General features: G+C 68.8%; 18 protein-coding genes and 1 rRNA gene. 14 read left to right on the forward strand and 5 right to left on the reverse strand.

The features are described 5' to 3' along the window. Positions 1-33 precede the first annotated feature (33 nt). Together FHS44_RS08920 and FHS44_RS08925 are read left to right on the forward strand one after the other, a co-directional pair. On the forward strand, positions 34-240 hold the full coding sequence (locus FHS44_RS08920) for a hypothetical protein (RefSeq protein ID WP_184713519.1): 207 nt from the start codon (positions 34-36) through the stop codon (positions 238-240). Further along, complete coding sequence (locus FHS44_RS08925) at positions 240-1376, forward strand: YeiH family protein (RefSeq protein ID WP_184713349.1); 1137 nt, start codon at positions 240-242, stop codon at positions 1374-1376. Before FHS44_RS08920 ends, FHS44_RS08925 begins: the two co-directional genes overlap by 1 nt. Here the strand turns inward: FHS44_RS08925 and FHS44_RS08930 are convergent. Both FHS44_RS08930 and FHS44_RS08935 read right to left on the reverse strand, forming a co-directional pair. Then, positions 1363-1815 (reverse strand): winged helix-turn-helix transcriptional regulator, encoded by a 453-nt coding sequence (locus FHS44_RS08930; RefSeq protein ID WP_312863575.1) that lies wholly within the window; start codon positions 1813-1815, stop codon positions 1363-1365. The genes FHS44_RS08925 and FHS44_RS08930 overlap by 14 nt on opposite strands. A 52-nt stretch (positions 1816-1867) precedes the next feature. Continuing rightward, entirely contained in the window at positions 1868-2341 is a 474-nt protein-coding gene (locus tag FHS44_RS08935) for an Lrp/AsnC family transcriptional regulator (protein ID WP_184713350.1), read from the reverse strand. Between the two features lie 136 nt (positions 2342-2477). Between FHS44_RS08935 and FHS44_RS08940 the strand changes: the two genes are divergently transcribed. The 9 genes from FHS44_RS08940 (at position 2478) to FHS44_RS08980 (ending at position 16056) form a co-directional block, all read left to right on the forward strand. Next, the gene (locus FHS44_RS08940) at positions 2478-3149 is read left to right on the forward strand and encodes a nitroreductase family protein (protein ID WP_184713351.1); all 672 of its coding nucleotides are present in this window, start codon (positions 2478-2480) and stop codon (positions 3147-3149) included. 457 nt (positions 3150-3606) lie between these two features. Next, positions 3607-3885 (forward strand): hypothetical protein, encoded by a 279-nt coding sequence (locus tag FHS44_RS08945; protein WP_184713352.1) that lies wholly within the window; start codon positions 3607-3609, stop codon positions 3883-3885. A gap of 154 nt (positions 3886-4039) precedes the next feature. Beyond that, on the forward strand, positions 4040-5884 hold the full coding sequence (locus FHS44_RS08950; RefSeq protein WP_184713353.1) for a cellulose binding domain-containing protein: 1845 nt from the start codon (positions 4040-4042) through the stop codon (positions 5882-5884). Between the two features lie 134 nt (positions 5885-6018). Then, positions 6019-7836 carry a cellulose binding domain-containing protein gene (locus FHS44_RS08955; protein WP_184713354.1) on the forward strand — a complete coding sequence of 606 codons (1818 nt, stop codon included), beginning with the start codon at positions 6019-6021 and terminating at the stop codon, positions 7834-7836. 98 nt (positions 7837-7934) lie between these two features. Then, positions 7935-9332 carry a cellulose binding domain-containing protein gene (locus FHS44_RS08960; RefSeq protein ID WP_184713355.1) on the forward strand — a complete coding sequence of 466 codons (1398 nt, stop codon included), beginning with the start codon at positions 7935-7937 and terminating at the stop codon, positions 9330-9332. Then, the gene (locus FHS44_RS08965) at positions 9329-10996 is read left to right on the forward strand and encodes a carbohydrate binding domain-containing protein (RefSeq protein WP_246435123.1); all 1668 of its coding nucleotides are present in this window, start codon (positions 9329-9331) and stop codon (positions 10994-10996) included. The genes FHS44_RS08960 and FHS44_RS08965 overlap by 4 nt, the downstream gene beginning before the upstream one ends. Beyond that, complete coding sequence (locus FHS44_RS40800; RefSeq protein WP_246435124.1) at positions 10993-13275, forward strand: carbohydrate binding domain-containing protein; 2283 nt, start codon at positions 10993-10995, stop codon at positions 13273-13275. The genes FHS44_RS08965 and FHS44_RS40800 overlap by 4 nt, the downstream gene beginning before the upstream one ends. Positions 13276-13581: 306 nt before the next feature. After that, entirely contained in the window at positions 13582-14727 is a 1146-nt protein-coding gene (locus tag FHS44_RS08975; RefSeq protein WP_184713356.1) for a glycoside hydrolase family 19 protein, read from the forward strand. Between the two features lie 129 nt (positions 14728-14856). Continuing rightward, entirely contained in the window at positions 14857-16056 is a 1200-nt protein-coding gene (locus FHS44_RS08980) for an MFS transporter (RefSeq protein ID WP_184713517.1), read from the forward strand. Here FHS44_RS08980 and FHS44_RS08985 read toward each other — a convergent pair. Further along, positions 16013-16264, reverse strand: coding sequence for a lipopolysaccharide assembly protein LapA domain-containing protein (locus FHS44_RS08985; RefSeq protein WP_184713357.1), 252 nt, complete (start codon positions 16262-16264; stop codon positions 16013-16015). The genes FHS44_RS08980 and FHS44_RS08985 overlap by 44 nt on opposite strands. A 230-nt stretch (positions 16265-16494) precedes the next feature. Between FHS44_RS08985 and FHS44_RS08990 the strand changes: the two genes are divergently transcribed. Continuing rightward, a complete protein-coding gene (locus tag FHS44_RS08990; RefSeq protein ID WP_312863576.1) occupies positions 16495-17811 on the forward strand; it encodes a putative hexosyltransferase in 1317 nt (438 codons plus the stop codon). A gap of 3 nt (positions 17812-17814) precedes the next feature. Next, positions 17815-18588 carry an arylamine N-acetyltransferase family protein gene (locus FHS44_RS08995; protein ID WP_184713359.1) on the forward strand — a complete coding sequence of 258 codons (774 nt, stop codon included), beginning with the start codon at positions 17815-17817 and terminating at the stop codon, positions 18586-18588. Here the strand turns inward: FHS44_RS08995 and FHS44_RS09000 are convergent. Next, complete coding sequence (locus FHS44_RS09000; protein WP_184713360.1) at positions 18578-19240, reverse strand: DUF6597 domain-containing transcriptional factor; 663 nt, start codon at positions 19238-19240, stop codon at positions 18578-18580. The genes FHS44_RS08995 and FHS44_RS09000 overlap by 11 nt on opposite strands. Before the next feature lie 9 nt (positions 19241-19249). Further along, positions 19250-20356: an AI-2E family transporter gene (locus tag FHS44_RS09005; protein WP_184713361.1), complete on the reverse strand. Its 1107-nt coding sequence runs from the start codon at positions 20354-20356 to the stop codon at positions 19250-19252. Positions 20357-20990: 634 nt separating this feature from the next. On the opposite strand from FHS44_RS09005, the gene FHS44_RS09010 reads away from it, so the two are divergent. Next, positions 20991-21265 (forward strand): 16S ribosomal RNA (locus FHS44_RS09010); the annotation flags it as partial.

A 21265-nucleotide genomic window follows, 5' to 3' on the forward strand; every position in this document is an offset into this window, starting at 1 on the left:
GGGTGACAGCAGGACGACGAGTGAGGTCGTGAGATGAGCGAGACCGATCCCCCCACGGAGACCCCCGTGGAGACCCGCGCGGAGACTCCGGTGAGGACCCCGGCGGAGAGCCCCGGAGCGAGCCCCGTCGAGACCGAGGGCCGCGCGGCGGTCAACGAGGACTGGGCGGCCACCGTCGTGGGCCTGGTGCTGCTGGCGCTGGTCCTCTTCGGCGTGATCCCCGTGGGGTTGGTGCCCTGATGAGCGTCGAGAGGACAAGTGAGACGAGCGCCGCGCCCGAGCGGCACAGTGACGGGCGCGGTGGTGTGGGACCGGCGCTGGTCGGTGTCGTGGTCGTGCTGCTGCTGGCCGCGGCGACCCGCTACCTCGACAAGAACGTCCCCGCCCTGCTCAAGGGGACCGCCCTCGGGGACATCGCCGCCACGATCGAGTACCCCGTCTACGCGATCGTCATCGGACTGGTCGGCAACGCCGTGCTCACCCTGGCCGGGGTGCGCGAGCGCCTGTCCGGCGGCTTCAGGACCGAGTTCTTCATCAAGACGGGCCTGGTCCTGCTGGGCGCCTCGATCAACCTCAGGGTGATCGTCACCGCGGCCGGTCCCGCGATCGTCCAGGCGATCGTGCTGATCACCACGGTCTTCCTGTTCACCTGGTGGCTCGGCGGCAAACTGGGCCTTGAGGAGCGGCTGCGGGCGCTGCTGTCGGCCGCGGTCTCGATCTGCGGGGTGAGCGCGGCCATCGCCGCGGCGGGAGCCGTACAGGCCAGGCGGGAGCAGCTCGCCTACAGCGCGAGCCTGGTGATCGCCTTCGCGCTGCCGTCGATCTTCATCCTGCCGTGGCTCGCGGGCGTGTTCGGGCTCAGCGACGAGGTCGCCGGGGCGTGGATCGGCGGCAACATCGACACCACGGCGGCGGTGACGGCGGCGGGCGCGATCGTCGGCGACAGCGCGCTGGCCGTCGCCAGCATCGTCAAGGTCACCCAGAACGCGCTGATCGGCGTCGTGACCATCGCGCTGACCGCCTACTTCGCCTTCCGGGTCGAGCGTCGTCCCGGTGCGAGCGGCCCCGGTCTGGGCGAGTTCTGGCGGCGTTTCCCGAAGTTCGTGCTCGGGTTCGTCGCGGCCTCGGTGATCGCCACCTGGTGGCAGACCACGGTGGCCGCCGCGCAGGCCAAGCCGGTCATCGGCGTGGTGAACGACCTGCGGGTGTGGTTCCTGATCCTGGCCTTCGTCAGCATCGGCCTGGAGTTCAGGGTGGCCTCGCTGCGGGAGGCGGGCTGGCGCCCGGTCGGCGTCTTCGCCACCGCGACCGTGGTCAACGTGGTCGTCGCCCTCGGCCTCGCGCTCCTGCTGTTCAGCGGCTTCAGCGCGACCTGAGATCCGAGTCCGGTACGGCGGGCCGTCGCGGCGGCCCGCCGTTCGTCTCGTCGTAGCTCTCCCTGGCCCTGTCGATGTCGTCCAGGTGCTCGTGCGTCCACCGGACCAGCGAGGTGACGGTCTCCTTGAGCGTCTCCCCGAGCGGGGTGAGCCGGTAGTCCACGTGCGGCGGCACGACCGGGTGCACGGTGCGGCTGACCAGGCCGTCGCGTTCGAGTCCGCGCAGCGTGACCGCGAGCACCCGCTGACTGATGCCGGGCACGGTGCGCAGCAGCTCGGTGAAGCGCATGGTGTCCTCACCGAGTTGGTAGAGCACGATCACCGACCACTTGTCGCCGACCCGGGTGAGGATCTCCCTGGCGCGGTGGTCGGCCTCCGTCGCCGCGCCGCACGACGTCGCCCACATGCTGGTCTCCAGATCGCCAAAGGGGGAAAGCACGGTCAGGACGGTAAGCGTCCACGGGGGCCGTGCTGTTCCCGGATGAGGCCCCTCAGTCGCGGTCGGCCAGCGGCTGGACCCGGTGTGGGACGACCGTGGACAGAGTGATCACCGTGCTGCTGCGCCGTACGCCCGGGATGGCGAGGGTCTCGTCGATGACCTCCTGGATGTGCTCGTGGTCGCGGCCCGCGATCCGGCACCAGACGTCGCCGGGACCGGTGACGATGTGGGCCTCAAGGACCTCGGGGATCGCGGTGAGCGCGGCAGAGATCTCGGCCCGGGAGACCTGCTCGACCTCAAGGGTGGTGAACGCCTGCACCGGGTATCCCAGCGCCCTGGGGGAGAGGTTGGGGCCGAAGTCGGTGATCACGCCGTCGGCGACCATCCGGTCGATCCGGGCCTGAACCGTGCCCCTGGCGACGCCGAGGAGACGGGAGATCTCCAGCAGCCCTGTCCTCGGGCGCTCCCTGACCAGGTGGAGCAGCCTGCGGTCCAGGTCGTCCAGCCCGTTCCTCCGAGCTGCCAATCTGTCCACCTCCGGGGTGCGCGCCGTGCCCGTCACTGACGATCTGACAGTGAAACAGCAGGTGTGTTGCTCATTCTGGAGCCGCCAATCACACTACGCCTGCATATATGGCATATACGGCAATGATGGAGGCGAAATGGCACGCGAGCATTCTCACCCGTTCATTCCTTACCGGCCCACGCGCTATCCCGAGGCCGAGATGGCCGAGCGGGGCCGCCGGTTCTACGAGCACCTGGACCGCCGCAGGAGCGTGCGTTTCTTCAGCGACGAGCCCGTGCCCCGCGAGTGCGTGGACCTGGCGGTCATGGCCGCGAACACCGCGCCCTCCGGCGCCCACCAGCAGCCGTGGAAGTTCATCGTCGTCGGCGACCCGGAGACCAGGAAGCGGATCAGGGAGGCCGCCGAGATCGAGGAGCGGCAGAACTACGAGGGCGGGCGGCTCACCCCCGAGTGGCGCGAGGCCCTGGCCCACCTGGAGACCACCTCGGACAAGAGCTACCTGGAGACGGTGCCCTGGCTGGTGGTCTGCTTCGCGGAGAAGTACGGCGTCCGCCCGGACGGCAGCCGGGTCAAGCACTACTACGTCAACGAGAGCGTCGGAATCGCGTGCGGGTTCTTCATCGCCGCGCTGCACGAGATGGGGCTGTCAACGCTCACCCACACCCCGAACCCGATGGCCTTCCTGGCCGAGATCTGCGGCCGTCCGGCCAACGAGCGCCCCTACATCCTGTTCCCGGTCGGTTACGCGGCGCCCGACGCCGAGGTGCCCGATCTCGTCCGCAAGCCGCTGTCGGAGGTGCTCGGCTGAGCCACCGGAGGCGGTGATCACTCCGAGGGGACGGAAAGGGGGACGGATTTTGGAACGTGCCTAGCTGGATCGTTGAATCCTTGAGCTTTTGGGCCTTGTGGCGAATCTCTGTCAAGGCTACGATCGCGACAACTCTTAGGAAACTTTCCTAAAAGAAATGAGGAGGCGAGACGACGATGGTGCGACCCCCACCGCCTTGATCGATCGCACGCTGCGAGAACGCCAAGACGGCGGTCCTCACCACGTGTGGGTCCGGCCGTCCAGACGACTCCACCCCCCAGGTTCCCCTGTCAAGGGAGCGATCATGTGGCGTACCCTTCCCTTACTCGTCCTGACTGATGTTGCAAGCTCCCCACACGGGACGCCCGCAACCCTCGTCCGGCCTCGTGGCCGGTGGTCGGGGCCGCGGGACGGGCGCACGCCCAAGGATGACACCATCGCGGTTCCCGCGCACGGGGTGACCCGGCCCGGGATCGCGCCGCCCACCGGTCACGGGCGGCGCCTCGGCTCCATCACCACCCTGACCAGCTTCTTGACGACCGTGCGCCGCAACGACGCGGCCACGCAGAAATTCCCGGGTGACCCGCACGCCCCCGTACGGTCCGACGACGCCGTCGGCCCGGCCCCGCGGGTCCGCGCACACCTGGAGACCGGGCACGCGACCGGTGCGGCGAGCGAAGAGACGACCAGCGACGGCGCCTCTTCCTTCGGCGTGCCGGGAGACGGCCCGCGCTGAACCACGGCGTGGACCCGGCCTTCCTGCGGCCCCGGGACCGCGCCCTACCCGCCGTACGGCTTGCGCTCCGCCTCCTCGCCGCCTGCAGAGGAGCACCCCCCAAAAGGAGCGCGAGCCGTACGGCCACCCCCCCCACCGAATGCATGAGGTTAACGTGAGATTTCGCGTCATCGCCCGATCGCTCGTCGCAGCGGCGGCCCTCGCCGCGGCGACGACGGCGGTCGCGACCCCCGCACAGGCCGCCTCGGCCACCGCGACCTTCGTCAAGGTCGGCGACTGGGGGTCGGGCTTCGAAGGCAAGTACACGATCAAGAACGACAGCGGCACGGCCCTGAGCAGTTGGAAGGTCGAGTTCGACCTGCCTGCGGGCGTCAGCGTCGGCTCCTTCTGGGACGCCACGCTGACCAGGAGCGGCCAGCACATCACCTTCAGCAACGTCGGCTGGAACGGCAGCGTCCCCAACGGCGGCAGCGTGAGCTTCGGCTTCCTCGGCACCCCGGGCGGGGCCAACGCCGTACCGCAGAACTGCAAGCTCAACGGCGCGGACTGCGGCGGCGGCAGCACCGAGACCGCCCCCGGCAAGCCCGGCGCGGTGAGCGCGACCGGCGGTTCGAAGAGCGTGTCCCTGTCGTGGGGCGCGGCCAGCGGCACGGTGACCGGCTACCGCGTCTACGAGGGCACGACCCTGAAGGCCACCGTCACCGGCACCTCGGCGACGATCTCGGGTCTGGGCGACTGCGAGGCGCACACCTACACCGTCGCGGCCTACAACGGCGCCGGTGAGGGCGTCAAGAGCGACCCGGCGAGCGCGACCACGACCGGCTGCACCACCGGCGCCCCCGGCAAGCCCGGCGCGGTGACCGCCACCGGCGGCTCCAAGAGCGTGGCGCTGTCGTGGGGAGCCTCCTCCGGTACGGTGACCGGCTACCGCGTCTACGAGGGCACCACGGTGAAGGCGACCGTCACCGGGACCTCGGCGACGATCTCCGGCCTGGGCGACTGTGAGACGCACAGCTACACCGTCGCGGCCTACAACGACAACGGCGAGGGCGTCAAGAGCGACCCGGCCGGGGCCACCACCACCGGCTGCACCACCACCCCGCTGCCCAAGCACTTCCTCACCGGCTACTGGCACAACTTCGACAATGCCGCCGTCGAGCTGAAGCTCGCCTCGGTGCCCAGGGAGTACGACGTCGTCGCCGTCTCCTTCGGTGAGGCCAGCTCCACCGCGGGCGAGGTCGTCTTCGGCATCGACCCGGGCCTGTCGGCCTCCCTGGGCGGCTACACCGACGCCCAGTTCAAGGCCGACGTGCAGACCCTGCACTCGCGCGGCCAGAAGGTCATCCTCTCGGTCGGCGGTGAGAAGGGACGCGTCCAGGTCGCCAGCTCGGCCGCCGCGACCAAGTTCGCCGACACCGTCTACGCCCTGATGCAGAACTACGGCTTCGACGGCGTCGACATCGACCTGGAGAACGGCCTCAACGCCACCTACATGGGCCAGGCCCTGCGGTCGCTGCGCGCCAAGGCGGGCTCCGACCTGATCATCACCATGGCGCCGCAGACGATCGACATGCAGTCCACGGGCGCCGAGTACTTCAAGCTCGCGCTGAACATCAAGGACATCCTCACCGTCGTCCACACGCAGTACTACAACTCGGGCTCCATGCTCGGCTGCGACAAGATGGCGGCCTACTCGCAGGGCACGGTCAACTTCATGACCGCCCTGGCCTGCATCCAGTTGGAGAACGGCCTGCGCCCCGACCAGGTGGCGCTCGGCCTGCCCGCGGGCCCCGGCGCGGCGGGTGGCGGCATCGTCTCGCCCTCCATGGTGAACCAGGCACTGACCTGCCTGGCGACCAAGACCAACTGCGGCTCCTTCGTTCCCCCGAACGCCTACCCCGGCATCAGGGGCGCGATGACCTGGTCGATCAACTGGGACGCCAGCAACAACTGGAACTTCTCCAAGACCGTCAAGCCGCACCTCGCCACCCTCCCCTAGGGAAAAGCCCCCACGGGCACACAGCCGGTACGGCCCGCGTCTTCCGCCCCCGGGGCGCGGGCCCTACCTAGGTCACGACGAAGTGACACCCCCCAAGTCCAACCTCACTTCGCACCTTTCCCCATGGAGGGAACATGCGTCCTCTTCGTATTCTCGTGGCGGCGGCCATCGCCGCCTCGGGTGTACTTCTCGCCTCCTCCCCGGCCAACGCGGCCGGGGTGACGGCGACCTTCACCAAGACCTCAAGCTGGGGGTCGGCCTTCGAGGGCAAGTACACGATCAAGAACGACAGCGGCAGCGCCCTAAGCAACTGGAAGGTCGAGTTCGACCTGCCCGCGGGCGGCAACGTCAGCTCCGCATGGGACGCCAGCCTCGCCAAGAGCGGCACCCACTTCACGCTCAGCAACGTCGGCTGGAACGGCAACGTCCCCGCCGGGGGCAGCGTGAGCTTCGGCTTCATCGCCTCCCCGGGTGACTCGACCCCGTCCGGCTGCAAGGTCAACGGCGCCGACTGCGGCGGCGGCCCGGTCGAGCAGGTCCCCGGAACGCCCGGCGTCCCGATCGCGACCGGCGCGACCAACTCCTCGATCTCCCTGTCGTGGGGCGCCTCGACCGGCACGGTGACCGGCTACCGCGTTTACGAGGGCTCGACCCTGAAGACGACAGTCACCGGCACCTCGGCGACGATCTCGGGCCTGGGCACCTGCGAGACACACAGCTACACGGTCAAGGCCTACAACGGCGCCGGTGAGTCGCCCGCGAGCGGTTCGGTCAGCGCCGTCACCACCGGCTGCACCACGGGCGTTCCCAGCACCCCGGCCAACGTGACCGTGACCGGCAGCACGAACTCCTCGATCTCGCTGTCGTGGGGCGCCTCGACCGGCACGGTGACCGGTTACCGCGTCTACGAGGGCACCACGGTGAAGGCGACCGTCACCGGGACCTCGGCGACGGTCTCCAGCCTCGGCACCTGTGAGCCCCACACCTACACGGTCAAGGCCTACAACGCCCAGGGCGAGTCGGCCGCGAGCGCGGTGGTCACCGGCACCACCACCGGCTGCACCAACCCCGACCCGGCCAAGATGCCCGGCGCGCCGTACTACTACACCGGCTGGGGCAACCCGCCGAGCATCTCCACCGTCATGAACGCCACCGGCATCAAGTCCTTCACGATGGCGTTCATCCTCGCGCAGAACGGCTGCAACCCGGCCTGGGACGGCCAGCGTCCGCTGACCGGTGGCGCCGACCAGGCCGCGATCAACGCGGTCAAGGCTGCGGGCGGCAGCGTCCAGATCTCCTTCGGTGGCTGGAGCGGCAACAAGCTCGGCCCGAACTGCTCCACCCCCGACGCCTTCGCCGGCGCCGTGCAGAAGGTCATCGACGCGGTCGGCCCGGCCGTCGTGGACTTCGACATCGAGAACACCGACGAGTTCGAGAACTACACGGTCCAGGACCGCATCCTCAACGGCCTGAAGATCGTGCGGCAGAAGAACCCGAACGTGAAGATCGTCGTGACCTTCGGCACCGCGACCAGCGGCCCGACCAGCCACGGCATCCGCCTGATCAACCAGGCCAAGGCGCTGGCCGTGCCGATCGACAACTACACGATCATGCCGTTCGACTTCAGCGGCGGCGCGAACATGTACCAGAGCACCGTCAACGCGGCCGAGGGCCTGAAGAACGCGCTGAAGTCCGCCAACGGCTGGACCGACGCGCAGGCCTACGCCCACATGGGCATCTCCGGCATGAACGGCCTGTCCGACCAGCAGGAGGTGACCAGCCCGGCGACCTGGCAGCAGATCACCGACTACGCCAAGTCCAAGGGCCTGACCCGACTGGCCTTCTGGTCGGTCAACCGTGACCGCCCCTGCCCCGGCGGCGGCGTCCAGGAGAACTGCAGCGGCGTCGCGCAGACCGACTGGGAGTACACCAAGATCACCGCCGGTTTCTAGCCGGTACGGCCCGCGGCCCCGTGCACCGGGTCGCGGGCCGTACCCCCCATGACACCCCATGACACCCCCCACCCCCCAGAAGTCCCATGAGGCAGGTCATGAACCAACGATCAGCACGGGTACGGTTGACGACACTCGCCGTCGCCGCGGCGCTCGCCTGCGGGGCGACGCTGCTCACGAACGCGCCCGCACAGGCGGACACCGCAACCTTCGTCAAGGCATCGGAGTGGTCGGGCGGCTACACCGGCCAGATCACCGTCAAGAACACCGGAACCGCCACGCTCAACGGCTGGACGGTGGTTCTCGACCTGCCTTCGGGCACCACGATCGGCTCCTACTGGGACTCGCTCATGACGCAGTCCGGGAGCAAGTACACCTTCAAGAACCGTGAGTACAACGGCACGCTCGCCCCCGGCGCGACCGCCACCTTCGGCTGGGTCTCCGCGGGCACCGGGGCGCCGACCGGCTGCACGCTCAACGGCAACCCCTGCGCGGGCGGCCCCAGCCCCTCGCCGACCCCGACCGTCACCCCCACCGTGACGCCGACCGTGACCCCCACGGTCACTCCCACCGTCACGCCCACGGTGACCCCGACGGTGACCCCGACGGTCCAGCCGGGCGGAACCCTGTGGATGGCCCCCTACGTCGACATGGGCGCCTGGCCGACGCCGGTCCTGTCCGACATGGTGACGGCCTCCGGGGTGAAGAACTACACCCTCGCCTTCGTCGGGGCCGGGACCTGCAAGGCCACCTGGTTCGGCGCCTACGACCCCCGCTCCGGATGGGGCAAGGACCAGATCGACGCCATCAGGGCGGCCGGGGGTGACGTGAAGATCTCCTTCGGCGGCGCCAGCGGCGTCGAGCTCGCCCAGGCCTGCAGCGACGTCACCGCCCTCTACAACGAGTACAAGGCGGTCGTCGACACCTACGGCCTGAAGTACATCGACCTGGACATCGAGGGCGCGGCCACCCAGGACACCGCCTCCGTCAACCGCAGGTCGCAGGCGCTGGCCAAGCTCCAGCAGACCTACCCCAACCTCAAGATCTCGCTGACGCTGCCGGTGCTGCCCGAGGGCCTCGTCGAGAGCGGCATCAACGTGGTCAAGTCGGCCAGGGACGCCGGGGTCAACCTCGACCTGGTCAACGTCATGGCCATGGACTACTACCGTGACGCCGACTACGGCGACGCGGCCATCCAGGCGGCCAACAGCACGTTCAACCAGCTCAAGACCCTCTACCCGGCCAAGACCGACGCCCAGCTCTGGAAGATGCTCGGCGTGACCCCGATGCTCGGCAAGAACGACGACGGCCGGACCTTCGACCAGGCCGACGCCCGCCAGCTCGTGGCCTTCGCCAAGACCAAGCACCTGGGGATGCTCTCGTACTGGGAGGCCACCCGCGACCGCAACGCCTGCAACGGCCCCCTGTACAAGTGCACCAACATCCCCCAGACGCCCTACGAGTTCGCCAAGATCTTCGTGGGATACAACGGATGAACCTCAGGAGGTTGGCGGCGGTAGCCGTACTGGCGATCGGCGGCACCATGCTCGCCGCCACGCCGGCTCACGCCGCCAACATCGCCACGAACCCCGGCTTCGAGAACGACCTGGCCGGTTGGTCCTGTACGGCGGGCGCCGGCGCCACGGTGGTCTCCTCGCCGGTGCACGGCGGGTCCAAGGCCCTCCAGGCGACGCCGCAGGGTTCCGACACGGGCCGCTGCCAGCAGACGGTCTCGGTCAAGCCGTCCTCGTCCTACACGCTGTCGGGCTGGGTGCGTGGGGGATACGTCTTCCTCGGCGTGAGCGGCACCGGCACCACGGACCAGAACACGTGGACCTCCTCGCCGTCGGCCTACTCCCAGCTCACCCGGACCTTCACCACCGGCGCCTCGACCAAGACGGTGACGATCTACGTCAACAGCTGGTACGGCCAGGGCGCCTACCAGGCCGACGACATCGTGCTCGACGGCCCTCCCGGCGAGGGCACGCCGACCGACATCACCCCGCCGACGGTGCCGACCGGCCTGACCGTGGGCGGGCCAACGAGCAGCTCGCTGAACCTGGCGTGGTCGGCCTCGACCGACGACTCGGGCAGGATCGACCGCTACGAGGTCTCCAGGGACAACGGCAACCCCGTCAGCGCGGGCACGGCCCTGAGCCACACCGCGACCGGCCTGAGCCCCGACACCACCTACGGCTTCCGGGTCAGGGCCTGTGACGGCTCGGGCAACTGCTCCGCCTACAGCTCCTCGGTCAGCGGCAAGACCAGCGGCGGCACCGTGCCCCCGCCCGGCGAGATCCGCTACGCGCCCTACATCGACATCACGATGGCGACTCCCTCCCTGGTCGGCGCGGCAAACGCCACCGGGGTGAAGAACTACACCCTCGCCTTCGCCCTCGGCGACAGCAGCGGCTGCAACCCCGCCTGGGGCGGCACCATCCCCGTCGACGAGCCACGGATCATCAACGACGTCAGGGCGCTCCAGGCGCAGGGCGGCCAGGTCATCGTGGCCACCGGCGGCGCCCAGGGCCCCTACCTCGAACACACCTGCGGCACCTCCGCCGCGCTGCTCACCGCCTACAAGAAGGTGCTCGACACCGTCGGCACCAACCACCTGGACGTGGACGTCGAGGCCTCCATCGACGTCAACAAGGTCAACACCGCGCTGAAGCAGCTCCAGGCGGAGCGCGGCACCGTGATCAGCTACACGCTGCGCATCCAGGGCCAGGACTACGGCCTCGACCCCTTCTCCGTCTCGATCCTGCAGGACGCGGCGGCCAAGGGACTCGACGTCATCGTCAACCCGATGCTGATGGACTTCGGCTACAGCGGGAACTGGGGCAGCGCGCTGATCAGCGCCGCCGAGGCGACGCTCAAGCAGATGAAGGGCATCTGGCCCGCCAAGACCGACGCGCAGCTCAGGAAGAGGCTCGGCCTCACCCCCATGATCGGCAAGAACGACACCGGATCGACCACCACCCAGGCCGACGCCCGGTCGCTGCTCAACTGGGCCAACAGCAACCACGTGGCCTACATCGGCTTCTGGTCGGCCGGCCGTGACAACGGCGGCTGCCCCAACGGCCAGGTCTCGCCCACCTGCAGCGGCATCTCTCAGTCGCCGTGGGAGTTCACCACAATCTTCAAGGGATTCACCGGATGAACCTCAGGAAGCTCGCGGCGGCCGCCGTACTGGCGATCGGCGGCACCATGCTCGCCGCCACGCCCGCCCACGCCGCCAACATCGCGTCCAACCCCGGCTTCGAGGACGGCCTGGCCGGTTGGTCCTGTACGGCCTCCTCCGGTGCGACGGCGGTCTCCTCGCCGGTGCACGGCGGGTCCAAGGCCCTTCAGGCGACGCCGCAGGGTTCCGACACGGGCCGCTGCCAGCAGACGGTCCCCGTCAAGCCGTCCTCCTCCTACTCCCTGTCCGGCTGGGTGCGCGGCGCCTACGTCTTCCTCGGCGTGAGCGGCACCGGCATCACCGAGCAGAGCACGTGGACCTCCTCTCCTTCGGCCTACGCGCAGCTCACCCGGACCTTCACCACCGGCGCCTCGACGAACTCGGTGACGATCTACGTCAACAGCTGGTACGGCCAGGGCGCCTACCAGGCCGACGACATCGTCCTCGACGGTCCTCCAGGAGCCGGGGCGCCCGCCGTACCCACGAACGTGACCGGCACGAGCACCCCCAGCACCGCCACGCTGAAGTGGGCCGCCTCGGAAGGGGCGACCAGCTACAACGTCTACCGTGACGGGACCAAGGTCGGCTCGGCCACGACGACCACCTACACCGACATCGGCGCCCCCGCGGGCTCCCACGTCTACCAGGTGACCGCGGTCAACGCCGTCGGCGAGTCGGCCAGGTCGGAGTCGGTCACGCTGGTCGTCGGCAACGACACCCCGCAGGTGCCCGCCACCCCCACCGGCCTGACCGGCACGGGCGGCACGACCACGGCCACGCTGAAGTGGACCGCCTCGTCCGGCGCGACGAGCTACAACGTCTACCGTGACGGCGTCAAGGTCGGCACGGCCACGACGACCACCTACACGGAGACCCCCTCAGCCGGCAGCTACAGCTACCAGGTGAGCGCCGTCAACTCGGTCGGCGAGTCGGCCAAGACCGCCGCGGTCTCGGTCACGGTCGGCAACGACACCCCGCCGCCGCCCGGGACCCCCACCGGCGTGACCGCCACGGTCAGCGGCACCACCGTGACGCTGAAGTGGAACGGCGCCTCGGGCAACCCGACCGGCTACAACGTCTACCGGGGCAACAGCAAGGTCGGCACGACCACGACCACGACCTTCAGCGAGGTCCTGGCGGGCGGCACCTACGCCTACCAGGTCAGCGCCGTCAACCCCACGGGTGAGTCGGCCAAGTCCGCCCCGGTCACCGTCACGGTCGGCCCCGGCGACCCGACGAGCAACAGGGTCCTGGTCGGCTACCTGCACGCCTCCTTCGCCAACGGCTCCGGCTACGTGCGCATGGCCGACGTGCCCAAGGAGTGGGACTTCATCAACCTCTCCTTCGGCGAGCCGACCTCGGTGACCTCCGGTGACATCCGCTTCGTGCGCTGCCCGGTCGCCGAGTGCCCCAGCGTCGAGCCCGACGCCGACTTCATCGCGGCCATCAAGGCCAAGCAGGCCCAGGGCAAGAAGGTGCTGATCTCGATCGGCGGCCAGAACGGCCAGGTCCAGCTCACCACGACGGCCGCGCGTGACAAGTTCGTCGAGTCGGTCGGCGCCATCATCGACAAGTACGGCCTCGACGGCCTCGACGTCGACTTCGAGGGTCACTCGCTCTACCTCAACGCCGGGGACACCAACCTCTCGGCCCCGACCACCCCGGTCATCGTCAACCTGATCTCCGCGCTGAAGACCCTCAAGGCCAAGTACGGCTCCAAGTTCGTGCTGACCATGGCCCCGGAGACGTTCTTCGTCCAGCTCGGCTACCAGTTCTACGGTCCCGGCGCCAACGGCTCCGCCGACCAGCGGGCCGGGTCCTACCTGCCCGTCATCCACGCGATGCGCAACGACCTGACCCTGCTGCACGTCCAGGACTACAACTCCGGGCCGATCACCGGCCTGGACAACCAGTACCACACCATGGGCAACGCGGACTTCCACATCGCCATGACGGACATGCTGCTGGCGGGCTTCCCGATCGCGGGCAACACGAACAACGTCTTCCCCGCCCTGCGCCCCGAGCAGGTCGCGATCGGCCTGCCCGCCGCGCAGTACGCGGGCAACGGCTACACCTCGGTGGCCGAGGTCCAGAAGGCCTTCGACTGCCTCGCCAAGGGGACGAACTGCGGTACCTACAAGCCGAGGGGCGTCTACCGAGGGCTGCGTGGCCTGATGACCTGGTCGATCAACTGGGACAAGTACAACAACTTCGAGTTCTCCCGCAACCACAGGGCCTACCTCGACGCCCTGAACTGACAGGCCCCTCGCCGCCGGGGGAGACGGACCCCCGGCGGTGAGGTCTCCATCGCCATCGGAGGAGACGGACCTCCGATGGCGAGGTGTACATCGCTTCTGAGGGAGACGGACCCTCGGAGGCGAGGTGTTCATCGCCGCCGGGGGAGACGGACCCCCGGCGGCGAGGTTCCCATCGGCGCCGGGGGAGACGGACCTCCGGCGCCGATGTTCTTCGCGGGTCCCCGTGTCTCCGCCCCTTCCGGGACCCGAACCCCGTAACGTCCGCCCCAGAGCCCCCCGCGCCTCAGAGCCCCAAGGAGTGAGCAAGTGACGAGACTACGCATCATGGCGTCCATCGCCGCGGCCGCGGTGACGGGCGCCCTGGCGGTCGTCCTCCCCGCGGCCTCCGCCTCCACCACCTCCGCCGTGGCCGCCCCCGCCTGCGTGACTCCCTGGAGCGCCTCGAAGGTCTACACGGGCGGCAACACCGCCTCCCACAACGGTCACAACTGGTCGGCCAAGTGGTGGACCCAGAACGAGACCCCGGGCGTCGCCGCCGTGTGGGCGGACCAGGGGGTGTGCGGGAACGGCACGCCGACCCCCACCCCGACGCCGACCAACCCGACGCCGACGCCGAGCACCCCGACCTGCGACCACCCCGACTGGGTCGCGGGCAGGACCTACGTCACCGGCGACATCGTCAGGTACACCAACGGCCGCTACTACCAGGCCACCCACGACAACCCGGGCTACGACCCCGTGATCAGCACGTGGTACTGGTCGCCGTACATCTGCCGCCCCTCGGGCACCCCGACCCCCACGCCCACCCCGACGTCCACGACGCCGAACCCCGGGGGCTTCGTGGTCAGCGAGGCGCAGTTCAACCAGATGTTCCCGAGCCGCAACCCCTTCTACACCTACAACGGCCTGGTCAACGCGCTGAGCGCCTACCCGGCGTTCGCGGGCACCGGCAGTGACACGGTCAGGAAGCAGGAGGCCGCGGCTTTCCTGGCGAACGTCAGCCACGAGACCGGCGGCCTGGTCTACGTCGTGGAGCAGAACACCTCGAACTACCCGCACTACTGCGACTCCAGCCAGCCGTACGGCTGCCCCGCGGGACAGGCGGCCTACTATGGCAGGGGCCCGATCCAGCTGAGCTGGAACTTCAACTACAAGGCGGCGGGTGACGCCCTGGGCATCGACCTGCTGCGCAACCCCAACCTGGTGCAGACCGACCCGGCCGTGGCCTGGAAGACCGGCATCTGGTACTGGATGACCCAGAACGGCCCCGGCACGATGACCCCGCACAACGCCATGGTCAACGGCGCCGGGTTCGGCGAGACGATCCGCAGCATCAACGGCGCCCTGGAGTGCAACGGAGGCAACCCCTCCCAGGTGCAGAGCAGGATCAACAGCTACCAGAGGTTCACCCAGATCCTCGGTGTGACTCCGGGCGGCAACCTTAGCTGCTGAGTTTCCGCCCGGCGGACGGATCCCGGCCAAGGTCGCAGGCCGGGGTCCGTCCATCTTTTTCCCCGCAATCAGTACTCCCTGTGTGTGATCCACCACAGATGGTTAGCATCTGTGGTGTCGGGGGTGCGCATGCCGAATGAACTACGCGGGGGCCAGGTCCTCAACCTGGCGCTCGCGACGACAGCTTTCGCCGTCACCTTCTGGGCGTGGAACCTGATCGGGCCACTCGCCGGGAGCTACAGCAGGCAGCTCGGCCTGTCACCGCCGCAGACGTCCCTGCTGGTCGCGATCCCGGTGCTGGTCGGCTCCCTCGGCCGCATCCCGGTCGGCGTGCTCACCGACAAACTCGGCGGGCGGGTCATGTTCGCCGCCGTGTGCTTCGTGACGATCGTCCCGGTGCTCGGGGTCGGCCTGTCCGACTCCTACGGCTGGCTGCTGCTGTGGGGCTTCCTGCTCGGCCTCGGCGGCACCTCCTTCGCCGTCGGCATCCCGTTCGTCAACGCGTGGTACCGCCCGGAACGACGCGGCTTCGCCACCGGCGTCTTCGGCATGGGCATGGGCGGCACTGCCGTGTCCGCGTTCCTGACGCCCCGCCTGGTCGAGTCGTTCGGCAGGACCCAGACCCACGTGCTGATGGCCGTACTGCTGGCCGTGATGGGCGTCGTGATCCTGCTGTTCAGCCGCGACTCGCCCGAGTGGAGACCCGCGACGACGTCCGCGCTGCCCCGGATCCGCGAGGCCGTCAAGATCAAGGCGACCTGGCAGTGCGCGTTCCTCTACGCCGTCTGCTTCGGCGGCTTCGTCGCCTTCTCCACCTACCTGCCCACCCTGCTCCAGGTGGTGTACGGCTACACGCAGACCGACGCGGGCCTGCGGGACGCCGGGTTCTCGCTGGCCGCAGTCTTCGCCAGACCCGTCGGCGGCACGCTGTCCGACCGGATCGGCGCGGCCAGGGTGCTGTTGGTCTCCTTCGCCGGAACCGCGATCATGGCCGTCGTGCTGGCCTTCGAGCCGCCTCCGGAGATCCCCGCGGGCCTGTGCTTCGTGCTGATGGCCCTGTTCCTCGGCCTCGGCACGGGCGGTGTCTTCGCCCTGGTCGCCAAGCTCGTCGAGCCGTCCAGGGTGGGAACGGTGACCGGCCTGGTCGGCGCGGCCGGAGGTCTTGGCGGCTACTTCCCGCCGCTGGTCATGGGCGTGGTCTACTCAGTGACCCAGGCCTACACGATCGGCTATCTCCTGCTCGCCCTGACCGCCCTGGCCGCGCTGTTCTACACCGCGAAGGCCTTCATCTCCGCTTCGCGGAACGGCGGTGGCCCAGCACCCCGATGAGCACGCCGACCACCAGCATCACGAGCAGGGCCAGCCACAGCGGCCAGGTCACGCTGAAGGCCAGCCAGCGGATCCTGACGGGCACGCGGTTCTGCGCGATGAAGCTCACCCCGGCCACCAGCAGCGCCAGCGCCACCCACACTCTCGTGGGCAACTCGGCGATCCACCTGCCGAACGACCATTGCCTGCCCTCGGGTGTCGATGACATGAGCACCCCCAGTGACTACCGTTTGTGATGATTGTAGTGCTTTGAGCAATGTAAGCTGAGAGACAGGTCTCGTTTTCAAGACCGAGTGGGCGTGAGGCAACCGGTTCCGGCAGGCTGTTACCGTCATGGACTACGCGATTCTCACGGGGTTTGTCCTCGTCACAGGTGTTGTGCTGGCTCTGGTCGCCCAATGGCGAGGCTGGCGCCCTTCGCCCCTCGTCGTGATCGCGGTGGGAATCGCGTTCCGGGTGCTCATCATGATCCTGGCGGCCAGTAGCAGGTGGCAGCCGGTCGACTTCATGGAGAGCTTCAAACCCGCGGGCGAGGCGATCCTCAGACACCAGGACCCCGTGCTCGGCAGCGAGGGCGGCTGGCACTTCCTGCCCACCATCCCCTACGTGTACGGCCTGCTGCTGTGGCTGGGCATCCCGTGGGAGATCGGCGGCAGGCTCGTCACCGTGGTCGCCGACATCGCGTTGATCCCGCTCGTCGGCAAGCTCGCGGGTGGCAGGAACGCCTCCCTGCGCGCCTTCCAGTACGCCTGCAACCCGCTGGCCATCCTCGTCGCCTCGATCCACGGCCAGGTCGAACCGGTCGCCCTGTTCTTCGGCGTCGCCGCCTTCGTGGTGGCCCGCGGCCCCGGCGACCCCGAGCGCCCCGGCCTCAGGATCGACGTGTTCGCCCTGGCGCGGCAGCGCGTCGCGGCCCTCGGGTTCGGCGGCGCCGTACGGAGCCTCGTGGCACCGGGCGGCGCGGTGCGCACCGCGCTGTCCCCCGGCGGCCTGGTGCGTACGGCGCTCACGCCCCGCGAGGGTGACTCGGCCTCCATGCGCAGGGCCGTATACGCCGGTCTGCTGATGGGACTGGCCCTGTGCGCCAAGAGCTGGCCGATCTGGCTGATCCCCGGCATGCTCCTGCTGCTGCCGACCTTCCGCTCCCGGGTCACCGCGTTCGTCGCGACAGCCGTACCACCCGTCTTCTTCCTGGTCACCCTGCCCGTCTTCGCGGGAACCTCGCTGGACGAGCTGCCCGAGGTCATCCGCATCATGGGAGACGTCAGGCCGATCGTCGGCGAGTGGGGCTACAGCGCCATCCTCGTCGGCGGTGACTGGACCCTGCACTCCGGGATCGCGACCTTCGGCACCCGGCTGATCTACGTCACCATGCTGGTCGTGGCCTTCCTCTGGCGCCGCGCCGACCCGGTCGACCTCACCACGGCGCTGCTGCTCGCCTTCATGGTCACCACGCCCAGGCTCGGCGCGCAGTACCTGCTGTGGTTCATGCCGTTCCTGGTCGCCCGCCCGACCCGCTTCGCCTGGCCGGCCATCATCGGCGTGTCTCTCTGGGCGGGATGCGGCTATCTCTACCTGACCCAGTTCGACACCGACACCTGGTGGGCCATGCACTCGGTCTGGGCCCGCGCCTCCATCGTGCTGCTGCCGATCCTCGTCCTGGCCATGCCCTGGGGGCGCCGTGTCTCCACGGCCCCGGTGCCGCCCCCGGACCTCCCGAACTCCTCGGCCACCTCTCCCTCGGTCGTAACCTGAGCTGTGGAGAGCACCAAGACGGACGAGTACCTCGCACGGATCGGCGCGGCCCGTCCCCGCCACCCGGACGCCGAGGCACTCGCCGACCTGCACCTGCGCCACCTGCGGACGGTGCCGTTCGAGAACCTGAGCATCCACCTCGCCGAGCCGATCGTGCTCGACGAGGTGGCCCTCATCGACAAGATCGTCACCCGCCGCAGGGGCGGCTTCTGTTACGAGCTCAACGGGGCCTTCGCCGTACTGCTGCGCTCACTGGGCTATCAGGTGACCATGCTGGCGGCCAGGTCGCTCGACGGCGGCTCGATCGGCCCGCCCTTCGACCACATGACGCTGCGCGTGGACGCCCCCGACCCGTGGCTGGTCGACGTCGGCTTCGGCAGGTTCGTCCACCGCCCCCTCCGCCTCGACCCGACCATCGACCAGGCCGACCCCGAGGGGGTCTTCCGGCTGGTCGAGACCGACGAGGGGGACATCGACGTGCTGAAGGACGGCGTGCCCCAGTACCGCCTCGAACAGCGGCCACGCCTCCTGGCCGACTACGAGGCGACCTGCTGGTGGCAGCAGACCTCTCCGAAGTCGCACTTCACCCGCTCGCTCGTATGCTCCCGCCTCACCGAGGACGGACGCCTCACGCTGAGCGACAGGCAGCTCGTCCACACCGTGGGGCAGGAGCGCGAGGAGACCACCCTGACCACCGACGCCGAGGTCCTCGCCGCCTACCGCGACCACTTCGGCATCGAACTGGACACCGTGCCCCACCTGGGGATCACGCCCTGAGCAGCCCGCCCAGAGGCACCCCGGCCAGCCGCCTGACCTCGTTGGCCAGGTGGGACTGGTCGGCGTACCCGCTGGCCAGTGCCACCTCCGCCAGGGCGGTCCCGCGCCTGGCCAGCCGCAACGCCCGCTGGAAACGCACAACCCGCTGCAGCGTCTTCGGCCCGTACCCGAAGGCGCGCAGCGCCCGGCGACGTAGCTGCCGCTCCCCGAAACCGAGCTCCCAGGCCACCTGACCGACGCTCATGCCCGTCCCCAACGCCCCGGCGATGGCGGACGCCACCGGATCAGGCCCGGGAACCTCGCGCAGCCGTACGGCCAGCGCCTCCTGCATCGTGCCGGGCGTCAGGTCCGGCAGCACCCCCAGCTCGGAGAGCGGCACCCGGGCGTCCCGCAGAGCCTCGACCGGTACGCCGAACACCTCGCCCACCGCGCCGGGGCGGAAACGGATGCCCGTGTAGCGGTCACCCCGGTTCATCCGCACCGGCATCGGCCCGGTGTCCGGCCCGGCGACCTGCGGGCCGTCCGGCCCCCAGACCAGATCGACACAGCCGTCGGGAACCACCAACTGCGTCGACGTCGAGACGGCGACGTTCGTCCAGACACAGGCCACCCGCCCGGCGATCGCCGGATCCGGGGCCCACTCGTGGTACATGCCTCCAGGCTAGGACGGTTTGGCGGGCTTGTTGCTCGGCCCGGGACCGTCCGGGGGAGCCTTGGCTACGGCGTCCTGCGGAGCCCGCCCCGAGATGAAGGCCGCGGCCCACTGCCCCCGAGGGTCGCTGTCCACCAGCAGGGCACGGACCAGCAGGCTCAGTGGAATGGCGAGCAGCGCCCCCAGCGGGCCCAGCACGAACGCCCACAGCAGCAGGGACATCATGGTCACCGTCGTGGACAGGCCGACCGCGTCGCCCAGGAACTTGGGCTGGATGAGCGACTGGATCACGAAGTTGATCGCGATGTAGCAGACGATCACCAGGATCATGGTCTTCGGGCCGCCCTGGAGCAGGCCGAGCAGCGCGGGTGGGATCAGGCCGATGACGAAGCCGATGTTCGGGACGTAGTTCGTGAACAACGCCAGCACGCCCCACAGGATCGGAAGCGGGACACCGAGCACCCACAGCGCGATGGCGTCCAGCACCGAGCAGATGAGCCCGAAGACCGTGGAGACGATCAGGTACCGACGGGTGTTGTGGGCGAAGTCGCCGAGCGCGCCGACGAGTTCTGAACGCTCCCGCGCCATGTCGGACGACAGGATCCGGGTGACCGCCCGCGCGTCCAGGCACATGGCCAGCACCACGATGACGATGATCACCAGACTGGAGAAGACCCCGAGCAGCCCGGAGGCGAAGCCGCTGACGAGCCCGAAGACCTTGCCGGGATCGAGGGTTCTGATCGCCTGGTTCACCTCCTTGCCGCCGATGCCCAGTCGCTCCGCGAACTGCTGGACCTGGACGACGAACTGGTCGAACTGCTGGCCGTATGTGGAGGCGAGGGTCGTCAGCTGGGCGGCGGACAGGGCGAGGACCGCGATCAGACTCAGCAGCAGGAGCAGTACCAGCGTCAGGGGAGCCGCGACGAGCGTCCAGCCGGGCGCCCCGCGCCTCTCCAGCCACGTCCTGACGGGGGAGACCGCCAGAACGAGCACCAGCGCGAGCAGAACGGGCCCGATGATCGACCCGGCCTCCCGTATCCCGGCCAGCGTGACCACCGCACCCGCCGCGCAGAGCAGCACGACGAGGGCCCGGGGAATCCGTCTTTGCTCCGTCATATTGGATCTCTACCCATGCAGGGGGAAAAGTGCCTCCGCCCGGCATCCGGCTCTTTGCTTGATCGTTCTGCTTCGGTTGTCGTGCTTTGATCGGCTTGCTCGGGTCGTCTGGCTTCGATCGTCGATTTGACGGAGGCGGACGCCTTACATAGAGTTCACAGGCCCGAGGGGGTTGGCGAAGATCGTCAAGGCCTCGGGACCCTCCCACCTGATCCACTCTCCCAGTGAGACGCATGCGCCGCGCTGGATGCCTGTTTGACGAGGCTGAGATGTCGGAGTAAGTTGGAAGGGTTGCTCCGGAAACGGAGCGGTCTGAAATTCCCTTCAGATGAGTTTCTTTCGAAAGCGAATTGGCCCGGTCGGATCGGTTTGACACGAAAAAGCGGGTCTGAAAGAATAAAGACACAACGAAATGAACGAAACGAAACGCCTCGGAATTCCGGCCCGAAAGGGTTCGGGGGGACGGTGAACGCGTCCGTTTCTTGAGAACTCAACAGTGTGCTAAAAGCCAGTGCATGAAGCACAAACCCGTCCCACACGTCTAGCACGTGGGGATGGATTCCTTTGGTTGATACACCCGCTGTCGTTGATCGGCAGTGTGGGTGCTTTCAGCCGGGGTTGACTCGAAAAGCATTGTTTGGAGAGTTTGATCCTGGCTCAGGACGAACGCTGGCGGCGTGCTTAACACATGCAAGTCGAGCGGAAAGGCCCTTCGGGGTACTCGAGCGGCGAACGGGTGAGTAACACGTGAGTAACCTGCCCCTGACTCTGGGATAAGCCTGGGAAACCGGGTCTAATACCGGATACGACCTCTTCCCGCATGGGATGGGGGTGGAAAGTTGTTTCGGTTGGGGATGGGCTCGCGGCCTATCAGCTTGTTGGTGGGGTAGTGGCCTACCAAGGCGACGA

The sequence above is a fragment of the Streptosporangium saharense genome, from assembly GCF_014203715.1.
Taxonomy (GTDB): Bacteria; Actinomycetota; Actinomycetes; order Streptosporangiales; family Streptosporangiaceae; genus Streptosporangium; species Streptosporangium saharense.